This is a genomic window from Corallococcus exercitus (assembly GCF_042231735.1).
Taxonomy (GTDB): domain Bacteria; phylum Myxococcota; class Myxococcia; order Myxococcales; family Myxococcaceae; genus Corallococcus; species Corallococcus exercitus_B.
In genome coordinates this window covers 2,867,317-2,879,244 of record NZ_CP102577.1, presented here as the reverse complement: position 1 = coordinate 2,879,244, position 11,928 = coordinate 2,867,317, and the positions used below count along the sequence as shown (strand labels likewise).

Below are 11,928 nucleotides of genomic sequence, written 5' to 3'. Positions count from 1 at the left end.
GCCATCACCCCTCCAACGGCAGTCATCAGCGGCGCGGGCCTTCGCTGACGAGGACTGGACTGCGGGGCCTGGAAACACAGGGGCTTGGCGCTGACCCGCAGGTGCGCGCGCGCTGGCACACGCCGTGCTCATGGGACAGGCATCCCCGCTGTTTTCTCGAGGCCCTGTCCATGGCGATCTCCTCCCTGTCGCGTCCGTCCTCCAACCCGTGCGCGATGCGTCCTTCCGAAGCCGCGCAGGGCCCTCGGAATGTCGTGGTGAAGGTCGTCACCCCCGATGGCAAGCCGGTGAAGACGGTGGACTCCGCGAAGCAGCCCCAGGAGTTCGCGAAGCTGCTGAAGGAGCTGGGCCTGACCCAGGAGGCCCTGCTGAAGGGTGAGGGCGCGAAGGGCCAGGCCCCGAAGCCCACCAGCGCCCAGAGCTTCCAGCAGGACCGGAACCGCGACAGCTTCGAGCCGTCCAAGGCGCAGGGCGCGAAGGGCCCGTCCTCCGGCAAGAGCGCGGAGCTGGTGGCCCAGGACATCGCGAAGGAGGCCACGTCCTGGAAGTACGACTACTCGGGCGGCAAGACGTGGGATGCGGCCATGAAGAACGCCAGCACCTTCGACGCGTCCAAGTCTGGCGTCTGCGTGGACATGGCCATCGAGGCCGAGCAGCGCTTCGAGCAGGCGGGCGTGGACGCGCGCGTCGTCTTCGGCAATACGGACCGGGGGGCCCACGCGTGGGTGGAGTTCAAGGACGACAAGGGCCAGTTCCAGGCCTTCGACCCCACCGCCGCGGCCTGCACCAAGAAGGCCGACGACGCCATCACCCCGTACGACAGCGGCGCCTACCAGTACCAGGGCGTCACCGAGACCCACCAGGCCGTGGGCTGAGGTCGCCCGCCAGCGCGGCCGCCACGGTGCGCGGGTGACGGCACCGAGCCCCTTCCTGGACAGTCCGGGCTGTGTCATCGCGCTGGAGCGATGCGTGGGATTGCCGCTACCGGAGGTTCCGGATGACGCGGCAGGGATTGCCGGCGGCGAAGACGTACGGGGGAATGTCCCGCGTCACCACGCTGCCCGCGCCAATGGTGGAGCCCTCCCCGATGGTGACGCCCGGGCAGATGATGGAGCCGCCGCCAATCCACACCTTCGAGCCGATGGTGATGGCGCGGCCCAGCTCCGGGCCCTTGATGCGCTCATCCGGGTCCAGGGGATGCGTGGCCGCGTACACCTGCACGCCCGGGCCGAAGGACACGTCGTCGCCAATCGTCACCGTGTTGCAGTCCAGGATGACGCACTGGAAGTTCATGAAGACGCGCTCGCCCAGTCGGATGTGCTCGCCGTAGTCGCAGTAGAAGGGCGGCTCGATCCACGTTCCGGTGCCCACCTTGCCCAGCAGCTCGGTGAGCAGGCTCTCCCGCTGGGGCAGCTCGTCCTGGGTGGAGTCGTTGTAGCGGCGCAGGAGCTTGCGGGCGCGGGCCCGCTCGGCCATCAGCTGCGGATCGGTGGCGAGGTACAGCTCCCCCGCGAGCATCTTCTCTTTCTCGGTCCGTGCCATGCCTGGGAGTGTAGTCACTTCTTCACGGCGCGATGGTGAACAGCCCGTGCTCCGGCCTCCCGGACGCGGGTGACACTGGACGGTCCGGCCAGCCAGGATGCCGGCCATGAGGACTGAGCGGGTCGAGGAGACGCTGGAGCGCATCCGTCGCGAGGTGGAGCGGACACCGGGCGGAGTGCTGGCCTTCGACGGGGACGGCACGTTGTGGAGCGGGGACGTGGGCGACGACCTGTTCATGGCCCTGCTGGAGCACGGCGGCGTGCGGCCCGAGGCCCGCGTGGCGCTGGAGCGGCTGGGCGCACGCCACGGCGTGGAGGCGCATCCGGACGCGGTGACGCTGGCGCACGCGCTGTTCAAGGCGTTCGAGGCCGGGCGGCTGCCGGAGCGGGACACCTACGAGATGATGGCGTGGATCTTCGCGGGCTGGCACGCGGAGGAGGTGCGCGGCTTCGCCCAGGAGGTGGTGTCGCGCAGGGGCGTGGCCCGCCGCATCCATCCCGAAGCCCGCCGCGTGGTGGAGTGGGCCCGGGGGCAGGGCGTGGACTGCTACGTGGTCAGCGCGTCGCCGCGCGCGGTGGTGGAAGCGGCGGTGCGCGAGGTGGGGCTCTCGCCGGAGTTCGTGCTGGCGTGCACGCCGAGGGAGGAGGGCGGACGGTTGCAGACGTCCGTCTTCGAGCCCGTGCCCTATGGCCCCGGCAAGGTGACCTGCCTGAGGCAGCGCACGGACCGGCCGCTCTACGCCGCCTTCGGCGACAACGTGTTCGACCTGGACCTGCTCGCGGCGGCCCGCGTCCCGGTGGCCATCCGTCCCAAGGTCCGGCTGCGGGACCGCGCGGCGGAGCTGCCGGCGCTGGTGCAGCTGCAACCCGAAGAGGCCTGAAACAACGGTGCGCCGCTTCGTGGAGGACCACGAAGCAGCGCACGGTGATGGGGGCGAGAGTCAGCGCCCCGAATTGGGCACGAACTCCAGTGCGCCGCTTCGTGGAGGACCACGAAGCGGCGCACGATGATGCGCGAGGGAGTGTCAGCGCTCCGTGACGGGCACGAACTCCACGCGGCGGTTCGCGCTGCGGCCTTCCGGCGTCTCGTTGGACACGCGCGGACGGTCGGGGCCGAAGCCCTTCGCCTCCAGGCGCGAGCCCGCGATGCCCTGCTGGATGAGGTACGCACGCACGCGGTTCGCGCGCTGCTGGCTCAGCGTGCGGTTGGCTTCCTCCGGACCGCTGTTGTCCGTGTGGCCTTCAATCCGGACGTTCAGCTTCGGGTTCGCCTTCAGGTAGGCCACGATGGCATCCAGCTGCTGCTGCTCGTTCTCCTGGAACTCCGACTGGTTCACCGGGAACTGGACGATGTGACCCAGCGGCGACGTCGTCTCCTCCGCGGGCTTCTCCTCGGGAGGCGGCTGCGGCTTGGGCTCCTCGGGTGGCTTCTGCTCCTTGGCGGGGCAGCCACGCTCGGACGCGGGGCCGGCCTCGTTCGGGCAGGCGTCGTCCTTGTCCGGCACGCCGTCCTTGTCCGTGTCCTTCACGGGGCAGCCGCGCTCGGACGAAGGACCGGCCTCGTTCGGGCAGGCGTCCTCGTCGTCCCGCACGCCGTCGTTGTCCGCGTCTGGCGCCGGGCAGCCGCGGTCGCGCGCCGTTCCCGCCTGCGTCGGGCACTGGTCCTCGCGGTCCACCACGCCGTCGCCGTCCGAGTCCTTGTCCGGGCAGCCGTTGTTCTCCACGGAGCCGGCTTCCAGCGGGCAGCGGTCGTCCTTGTTGGCCACCGAGTCCCCGTCGTCATCCTCGTTGGGGCACTCTTCCGGCGTGTGGCTGCGGCCGGTGCGGCAGCGGTCCACGGGCTCGGGCTCGTTCGCGTACGCGATGCCCGCGCCCAGGCGGAACGACGGCGTGCCCGGGATGTCCGTGAAGCCGTGCCCCGCGAGCGCGAACGCCTCGAAGCCCGCGCCCACCGGCAGCCGCACGCCGCCCAGCAGCTCCAGCGCCAGGTCCGACTCCACGAGCGACTCGGCGGCCTGCAGCGCGATTTCACCGCGCAGCCCCTTGCCGCGCGTGGCCACCACCACGCCCTGCTCCAGCTCGGTGCCGACGTCGCGACCCGGCTCGACTTCCTTCGAGCGGATCCGCACGCCCGCGTTGGCGCCCAGCACCACGGGGCCCAGCTCGCGGCTCACCGACACGCGGGGCGCGAACTGGAAGCCCGCCCAGCCCGCCTGACGGCCGAACGCATCCGCCGAGCCGCCCGGCAGCCCGATGTCCAGGCCCAGGCCCAGGAACACCGGCGCGCCTTCCTCCCGCCGCAGCAGCTCGTAGCGCACGCCCAGCTCCGGCGTGCCCAGGCCGAACGAGTCCGGCTCGCGCACGCCCACCAGCTGCTCCGCGCCATGGCCGCCCTGCGCGATGATGACGGGCAGCTTCGCGGAGAACTCCAACCGGTCCACCGGCGACCACGCGCCGGCCAGCCAGCCCGCGGTGCGGTAGTGGAGGATGGAGCGCTCCAGCCCATCACTGCCCTGGAGCAGGAGGATGCCGCGCTCGTAGTTGACCATGAGGAGCAGGCGGTAGCCGCCCTCGGGGAGCACGCGGCCGGTGTCCACCAGCATCGAGTCCGTCGCCGCCGGCTGGAAGCGCAGGCGCTCCAGGTCCAGCGGGCGGATGGGGCTCGGGGTGGTCTGTCCGAAGGCGGCGGGGGAGACGGCGGTGGCCAGCAGCGCGGCCAGCGCCCAGCTCTGAGCCTTTGTACGCAAGGGGAGGTCCATTCGAGAAAAGAGGGAGCGCATGGTTCAGTTCCCCCGGGCCGGGTTCTGACGGCGGCGCGAATGACTCCAGGCCGCCAGCGCGGCGAGGAGCGCCAGCGCGGACGTGGTGCCGCCGGTGCTGTCACAGCCACCGCCGGCGATCTCCACGACCTCCGCCTGGACCCGGACCTGGAACGTGCACTGCGCGGTGTTGCCCGCGGCGTCCGTGGCGGTGACGGTGACCTGCGTGGCGCCCGGCGCGAAGGTGCTGCCCGACGCGGGCGACGACGTCACCGTCGGCGAGGCCGTCACCGCGTCCGTGGCCGTGGGCTCGAACGTCACCGGCTCACCCGGGCCCACCAGGATGTCGGCGGGGCAGGTCAGCGCGGGGGCCGTGGTGTCCTGCACCGTCACCTGGAACGTGCAGGTGAGGCCCGTGGAGGTCGCGGTGACCGTCGTGGTGCCCAGCGGGAAGCGCGAGCCCGACGCCTGCGTGTAGCTCACCGGGAGCCCCGCGGGATCCAGCACCGCGGGGTCGTAGTTCACGACGGCGCCGTCCGCCTCCGTGGCCTCCACGGTGACGTTCGCGGGACAGGTGAGGGTCGGGACGGCGTCCACCACGTTGAGGGTCAGCGTCGCGACGTTGCTGTCGTCGGCGCAGTCACGAACGCGGAAGGTGAAGCTGTCGGGGCCCACGTAGCCGGGCTCGGGCGTGTACACCAGGTGCCCCGCCGCGCTGGTGCCGAGCGTGCCGTGCTGCGGCTGGGTGACGACCGTCCAGGTCAGCACCTGGCCGGGGTCCGGATCCGTGCCGGCCAGGGCGAGCTCCACTTCGGTGTCCTTCGGGACGGTGACCGTCTGGTCCGCCGCCGTCGGGGGACGGTTGGCGACGAGCGTCACCATGCGTCCGCCGGGGATGGCGTTGGCGAAGACGGACAGCCCGTAGGTGCCCAGCGGCGTGCCGGCGGGGACCGTCACCGTCGCGCGGGTGTCCGAGGTGCTGCTGCTGGGGAGCGTCCAGAGGCGGCCGCCCTCGGCGCCTCGCAGCCGCACCAGGGGGAAGTCGGTGGGGGAGTCGGTGCTGTTGCCAGCGCTTGCACCGGAGATGCCGCGGAACAGCAGGCCCTCCAGGACGGTGGGGCAGCCGGCGACGAGGGTCGCCGGGTTCGTCACCGTGGGCCGCCACGCGGGGAGGGCGCCGGTGTCGTCGAACAGCTCGGCGTTGGGGGTGTTGAGGCCGCCCGACAGCAGGACCTCGCCCGAGGGCAGGGCGACGGTGACCAGGCCTCCCGCGGTGGTGGGGTCCGCGACGTTGAGCCAGCGGCGGAGGAGCGGGTCGTAGACCTCCGCCGTGTTGGCGTAGTCGCCATTCGTGGTGATGCCGCCCGCGACCAGCACCTTGCCGTTGGGCATCAGCGAGGCGGAGTGCAGCCAGCGCGACTGCGTCAGCGCGCCCACGGAAGCCCAGGTGTTCGTGCCGGGCGTGTACAGCTCCGTGCTCGTGAGCTCCGTGAAGGCCGCGATACCGCCCGCCGCGAGCACCTGGCCCGACGGCAGCAGCGTCAGCGTCAGCTCGTCGCGGGCGCCCGCGAGGCTCGCCGCCGGGGCCCAGGTGTTGGTGGCGGGGTTGAAGAGCTCCGCCGAGGCCAGCTCCGAGCCGCCGCCGCCGTGACCGCCGGCGACGAGCACCCGGCCGTCCTGGAGCAGCACGGCGCGATGTCCGGCGCGCGCCGTGGCGAGCGAGCCGGCCGAGGTCCACGTGTTCGTGTCAGGCGCATACAGCTCCGCGGTGGCGAGCACCGTGGTGTTGCTCTGGCCACCGGCGACGAGCACCCGGCCATCCGGCAGGAGCGTGGCGGTGTGCAGGTGACGCGTGCCCGCGAGCGTCGCGGTGGGCAGCCAGGTGTTGGTGGTGGGATCGAAGCGCTCCACGGAGGCCGTGGAGGTGTTGGTGTTGCGGCCGCCCGCGACCAGGACCTGCCCCGAAGGCAGCACGGTGGCGGTGGCGCGCTCGCGCGGCGTGGCGAGCGCGGGCAGGGCGGACCACGAGTTGCTCGCGCGGTTGTACAGCTCCGCCGCGTCCGACGAGGTGAACTGGCCGCGGCCGCCCGCGACGAGCACCTGGCCCGAGGGCAGCAGCGCCACCATCGCGTCGGTCCGGGGCGTGCCCATGGCGCCCGCGGGCGACCACCGGCTCACGGCGGGGTCGTAGACCTCCGTCTGCGCGAAGTAGGTCCCGGCCGGGACCGCGGCGGAGCCGCCCGCGATGAACACCTTGCCAGTCGGCAGCAGCGTCGCGGTGTGGTTGGTGCGACCGACATTCATCGTGCCCGCGGGGGTCCAGGTGCCGGTGGCGGGATCATAGATTTCCGACTCGAGCTGCGGCGCCGCGTTGAAGACGCTGCCACCGGTGACGAGGACGCGGCCGTTGGGAAGCAGCGTGGCCATATGGCCATAGCGCGGGAACGCGAGGCTGCCCGTGGCGGTCCAGGTGTTGGCCGCCGGGTCGTAGAGCTCGGAATGGGTCGTCGCGCCGCCCGCCGCGAAGCCAGCCGCGACGAGCACGCGGCCGTCGGGGAGCAGGGTGCTGGAGGAATAGTGGCGGGGGACCAGCGGGGGCGCGACGGCGGTCCAGGTGCCGGTCGCGGGGTTGTAGAGGTCCGCGCCGGGCACCTCGTCGGCCTGGTTGAAGCCGCTCACCGCGAGCACCCGCCCGTCGCGCAGCCGCGTGGCGCTGTGCGCGTTGCGGCCCAGGGTCATGGCGCCGGTGGGAACGAAGGCGTTGGTGGCCGGGTCATACAGCTCCGCGGACGTGAGCCGGACGCCGCCGTCGCTGTTGCCGCCCGCGACCAGCACCTGCCCCGTGCCCAGCAACGTGGCGGTCGGGAGGCCGCGGATGGCGGACATGTTGCCCGTGGCGGTCCAGGCGCCCGTCGCGGGGTCGTAGAGACGTCCCGAAAGGGAGCCCTCGGTCAGCACCAGCACCCTGCCGGTGGGCAGCAGCAGGGCCAGCGTGACGTTGCCCGAAATCCCGGGGCTGCCCGCGGGGGTCCAGGCTCCGGTGGCGGGGTCATACAGCTCCGCCGTGGTCGCGAACCCGGCCTGGTTGGTGCCGTTGACGACCAGCAGTCTGCCGTCCGGGAGCAGGACGGCCGCGTGTTGCGCGCGGGCCGTCGCCATGGACGCGGTGGTGTACCAGTCCGGCGGAGTCGCCAAGCGGGAGTGCACCGAGCGGGCGCCCTCCGGTGCCGGGCGCTCGTTCCCGCCGCAGGACAGAAGGCCCAGGCTCGCGACGAACAGCAGGAGCCCGCTCCAGACAGCGCGTTGTGACCGCATCGATGAAACCCCGATCCGCGAGGGCTGGCACGAACGCGACCGTTGGCCCGCCGCTCGACGTGAACACTCCGGGTGGCGGATTATCAGTGCGCTGGGTGGTGGGGCAATGCGTGAAAAAATCCGGCGTGGTCATCCCTCGCGTGGATTGGAGATTGCCGCTGGGGGCGGCTCCAGGAAGCGGCGCCACCACTGGCGCATCTCCTCCGGTGTGTAGCCCTCGAAGGAGGTGAAGGGAGGGGAGGGCTGGAGCCACGGTTCCAGGAACCGGGCCAGCTCGCGGTACGCCGGCAGCGTTTCACCCAGCTTCGTGTCTCCCGCCAGGGGCGCGGGGCCCAGGCGGATCAGGGCACGGCTCCCGGTGAGTTCCTGCACGGTGGTCTCCGGATGCTGCAACCGGGCGCGGATCGCCTCGGGCCCCCCCAGGGTGTCCAGGAGGGGAGCTCCCAGAAAGGTCATCCAGTGGATGCCGTCGATCCCTTCTTCCATGCCCCATGTGCTCTCGCGTGGAACATCCCAGCCGGGATGCCGGACCAGATGGTCCTTGAGGAGGGGAAGGAGTCTGGACCTGCCACGGGTGAATGACAGCGACAGCCCCGCATGACCCGTGGAGAAGGGAAGTGGCTCCGCCAGCGCCCGTGCCAGCTCAAAGGCCTTCTCAGGCCCCTGGTCCTCCAGGAACTGCATGGGGACCTTCACGCTCAGGACGCTGTACTCACCAGAGGGTTCTCGCCAGGGGAGCCGGGAGCGGAAGCTGAATTCATAGCCACTGGGGTCCGACTCTCCGCCCGTGAGATGGACGAGTGTATCGAAGCCCCTCTTGGTCAAGATGCGGAACCAGATGGAGTCTTGATCCCTGTCTTCCATTGGGCCAAAACGAGCCTTCTTCAGTTCCTGGTGGACCTCCTCCCAGGTAGCAGGAGTGAGTGGGAAAGGAGCCTCACTGATGTCGGGATCCTCTCCTGTTGTCAGTGCTCCGCCACTGGCTGCGATGAATGCGAGATAGATATCGAGGAGACGTCGTACGACCGGTGCCACCACGCCATGGTCATGCGGCAGATAGAAGACGATGCGCAGGACCAGCTGGACCCTGGGGAGCGTCATCGCGAAATGTTCAGAGGGAGTGTAGCTGTCCACGAATGATCCCTAGCTGAGGTGTGATGATGGCGGGATTGCATTGCCCTTCGAGGTCCGTGTACCGGCGGAGCTGATCCTTCGTTTCTTGGACCGAGAGCGGATCGCTCTTGCGTGCCTTGAGGCATGGAAACTTGAAGTCATAAACGCATTGGACCTGATCCGGCCGGCCCGAGGCGTGAAGGACGACGTCGGGCTTCATGAGTTCCGGTTGTTGCGCCGCTCTACGCGGGCGGACCACATAGCTCGGCTCAATCGAAACGTTGTTGGGGAAGCGCCGGAGAATTTCACGCCGCACGCATGCGAAGGCAAACTCGTGCTTCAGCGTTCCGAGTTCGGCCTGCCGTCGAAGGGGCTTGCCGTCCTTGTCCTGGCCAACCACCCGCAAGCACTCCTTGTCGTCCGGGTATTTCCCCTCGCCGTACTCGCGTTCATTGACCACGCGGTTCGCTTCCTTGGAGCACTCCACAAGCAGGTGCTCGATGAGGGCTACGTCCGCCGCCTCCAGCACCTTCAGCGTCGCCCCCGCGGTGGCCGCCGCCCTGGCGGCCTTGTCCACCCATGGAAGGAACGCCTCATCCCCCGGCTGCGTGTAACAGGTGGGATTGCGAAAGCATCCGTTCGTCGCGGAGTCCGTCGACTGCGCATAGCGCGCCGGGCCCGAGGCACACGACAGACTCAGCAGGGCCATCACCGCGCCCAGCAGTCGCATATCAATCATCGTCCTCGCCCACGTCATGCGCGGCCGCGTTGAACAGGCCGAAGCCTCCCGCCTCCTCGCTCGAAATGTCGGCCCGGCGCAGCGCGGGTGAATCGCGCGTCTGTCCCACCGCCATCCAGCGGGGCGCGGCCAGCAGCACACCGTCCTTCGGCAGCTCCGGCAGCAGGTGCTCCAGGTCCCCGAGGATGAACTCCGCGTGCCCCACGTCTTCTGGCTCCGGCAGGCCCTCCGGGGGACGCCACGGCCCTCCGTCCAGGTGGCCGAAGGAGAAGCTCCCCGTGCCGCTCGTGCCCCCGTAGCCGCCCTCCAGCAGCTGCCGCGTCCGCTCCTCGCTCCCGGTCACCGACGGCAGACAGACGCGCGTCAGCCACTCCCAGGTCGCCGTGCCCTGCTCCACGGGCCAGTCCAGCTCCACCGTGTCGTCCGCCTTCGCCAAGAGCGCATCGATGTACGCGCACGCCGCGCGCGGCCCCAGCACACCGCCCCTCCGCGCCTCCTCCACCGCCTCGGGCCACAGCTCCTCGCGGTAGTAGTGCGCGAAGTAGAACCCCGGCTCCTCCCACTCCGGCCGCGTGCCCCGGGGCAGCTTCGCCAGCACCAGCCCGCTCGACAGGTACGCCGGCCCGGTGGCCCGGGGATGGAACTGGCTGAACGCGAAGCGGAACACCCGCACCGCCAGCCCCGCCTCCTCCGTCGCCTCCAGCCCCTCCGGACAGCCCGCCCGCAGGTGGAAGTCGTCGAAGCGCAGGAACACGTCCACCCCGATGCCCACCGCGTTCTGACACAGCGACTCCAGGCACGCCGCCAGCGGATGGCCCGCGCCCACGGACTCCGGGGCCTCCCACGCCGCGTCCAGGACGGCCCGTGTCCCGGCGTCCACCCGGAGCGACAGCCGCACCCGGCCTCCCGGAAGGGGCGCCTCCCAGTGCCGCACGTCCTCTCCGTGAAGCGCGCCGCGATGTTCCTGCCCTGGAGTCCTCATGCTAGGCACCCATCCTTTCCCACACGTCCCCTCCAGGCCAGGAGCCCCATGTCCGAGCCCTCCCATCCGCGCGACGGCGACTTCGAGCTCGTCACCCTGCGCAACGGCCACCGCGCCGTGCGCCACCTGGGCCATGGCGAGGTCATGCACCCCGCGGTGGGCCCGTGGCAGGAAGCCCTGCGCCTCTACGTGGATCAGCCCGGCCTCGCGGACCGCCTGCGCCAGCCCGGCCCGCCGCTCGTCATCCACGACGTGGGCCTGGGCGCCGCCACCAACGCCGTCGCCGCGCTCACCCGCGCCCGCGACCTGGGCCCCCAGCGCGCCCGCGACCTGCACGTCGTCAGCTTCGAGGTGGACCTGGCCCCGCTGCGCCTGGCGCTCGCGGACGCGGAAGGCTTCCCGTTCCTCCAGCCGTTCCGCGAGGCCTGCGAGAGCCTCATGAAGCACGGCGCCTGGACCGAGCCCGGCATCCGGTGGGAGCTCAAGCTGGGAGACGCGGTGCCCTTCCTGGAGCCGGACGCGGGGCTGCCCCCCGCCGACCTCGTCTTCTTCGACCCGTTCTCACCCGCGTCCAACCCGGACATGTGGACCGAGGGAGTCCTCGCCCGGGTGCGCCGGCACTGCCGGGAGGACGGGGAGGGCGCCCTGCTGATGACCTACAGCGCGGCCACACCCACCCGCGTCACGCTGCTGCTCGCGGGGTTCTACGTGGGCGCCGGCGTGTCCACCGGCACCAAGGGGGAGACCACCGTGGCCTCGACCCGCTACGAAACCCTGGCCGCCCCGCTGGGGACCCGGTGGCTGGAGCGCTGGGAGCGCTCGTCCTCCCGGGCCCCGCATGGGGCCACCCTCACGCCTGAGGTCGAGCGTCGCCTGAGGACCCATCCTCAGTGGCGCTGAGCGCCGTCTCGACGGGGGCCTCGCTCCAGCGCAGGTGGAACGTCGCCGCCGTGCCGTCGAACTCCTCCGGCAGCGCCACCACCCGCCAGCCCCCGCACAGCGCCACCGCGCGCGCCAGCAGCCCCGCCGCGAACGTCGGCTGATCCGCCAGCACGTCGTTCATCCACAGCTCTAGCGACGTCGCGCCACGCTCCACGATTTTGACTTCACTGAAGTTGTTGCCGGCGCGAAAGCCCACGTCCGCGCGCAGCAGCATCCGCCGGGGACCGGCCAGCCGGCCCACGCCCAGCAGCGCGCGGCCAAAGAAGGTGCCGAAGTAGGCGTCCATGAAGCGCTCGCCCAGGGAGTAGTACGCGGCCTCCGCGGGCACGCCGCCATAGACGTGGCCGGCCGCGATGCGCAGGAATTCCCGCCACTGTTCCAGCGAATACGTGCGTTCCAGCTTGCGGTCGAGGTCCAGCCCCGCCCGCTTCAGGTGCTCGCGGCAGGCGGGCGTCAGCCGGTTCTCCAGCGCGCGGACGAAGAGCGCGTCGACGGTCTGGGCGAAGACAAGCTTCTCAGGATTCATGCGGAGCACCC

General features: G+C 71.1%; 10 protein-coding genes. 3 read left to right on the top strand and 7 right to left on the bottom strand.

Features of this window, described 5'->3' with window-relative positions:
- Window positions 1-170 precede the first annotated feature (170 nt).
- Window positions 171-875, top strand: a complete 705-nt coding sequence (locus NR792_RS10825; protein WP_375759988.1) for a transglutaminase-like domain-containing protein — start codon at window positions 171-173, stop codon at window positions 873-875.
- 106 nt (window positions 876-981) lie between these two features.
- Here NR792_RS10825 and NR792_RS10820 read toward each other — a convergent pair whose 3' ends face one another.
- Window positions 982-1,542 (bottom strand): sugar O-acetyltransferase, encoded by a 561-nt coding sequence (locus NR792_RS10820; RefSeq protein WP_375759987.1) that lies wholly within the window; start codon window positions 1,540-1,542, stop codon window positions 982-984.
- A gap of 106 nt (window positions 1,543-1,648) precedes the next feature.
- Here NR792_RS10820 and NR792_RS10815 point away from each other — a divergent pair, with 106 nt between their 5' ends.
- The gene (locus tag NR792_RS10815) at window positions 1,649-2,422 is read left to right on the top strand and encodes an HAD family hydrolase (protein WP_375759986.1); all 774 of its coding nucleotides are present in this window, start codon (window positions 1,649-1,651) and stop codon (window positions 2,420-2,422) included.
- 144 nt (window positions 2,423-2,566) lie between these two features.
- Here the strand turns inward: NR792_RS10815 and NR792_RS10810 are convergent, their stop codons facing one another.
- The 5 genes from NR792_RS10810 to NR792_RS10790 all read right to left on the bottom strand — a co-directional run bounded on the left by NR792_RS10810 (window position 2,567) and on the right by NR792_RS10790 (window position 10,449).
- Window positions 2,567-4,288 (bottom strand): OmpA family protein, encoded by a 1,722-nt coding sequence (locus NR792_RS10810; protein ID WP_375759985.1) that lies wholly within the window; start codon window positions 4,286-4,288, stop codon window positions 2,567-2,569.
- A 36-nt stretch (window positions 4,289-4,324) separates the two neighbouring features.
- Window positions 4,325-7,507: a kelch repeat-containing protein gene (locus NR792_RS10805; protein WP_375759984.1), complete on the bottom strand. Its 3,183-nt coding sequence runs from the start codon at window positions 7,505-7,507 to the stop codon at window positions 4,325-4,327.
- A gap of 237 nt (window positions 7,508-7,744) precedes the next feature.
- Entirely contained in the window at window positions 7,745-8,749 is a 1,005-nt protein-coding gene (locus NR792_RS10800; RefSeq protein ID WP_375759983.1) for a type VI immunity family protein, read from the bottom strand.
- Entirely contained in the window at window positions 8,727-9,458 is a 732-nt protein-coding gene (locus NR792_RS10795) for a hypothetical protein (RefSeq protein ID WP_375759982.1), read from the bottom strand. Before NR792_RS10795 ends, NR792_RS10800 begins: the two co-directional genes overlap by 23 nt.
- Window position 9,459: 1 nt before the next feature.
- Window positions 9,460-10,449, bottom strand: a complete 990-nt coding sequence (locus tag NR792_RS10790) for a hypothetical protein (protein ID WP_375759981.1) — start codon at window positions 10,447-10,449, stop codon at window positions 9,460-9,462.
- Window positions 10,450-10,497: 48 nt separating this feature from the next.
- On the opposite strand from NR792_RS10790, the gene NR792_RS10785 reads away from it, so the two are divergent.
- Entirely contained in the window at window positions 10,498-11,349 is an 852-nt protein-coding gene (locus NR792_RS10785; protein WP_375759980.1) for a tRNA (5-methylaminomethyl-2-thiouridine)(34)-methyltransferase MnmD, read from the top strand.
- On the opposite strand, the gene NR792_RS10780 is transcribed toward NR792_RS10785, so the two are convergent.
- A complete protein-coding gene (locus NR792_RS10780) occupies window positions 11,300-11,917 on the bottom strand; it encodes a DUF2378 family protein (protein WP_375759979.1) in 618 nt (205 codons plus the stop codon). The genes NR792_RS10785 and NR792_RS10780 overlap by 50 nt on opposite strands.
- Window positions 11,918-11,928: the final 11 nt, after the last annotated feature.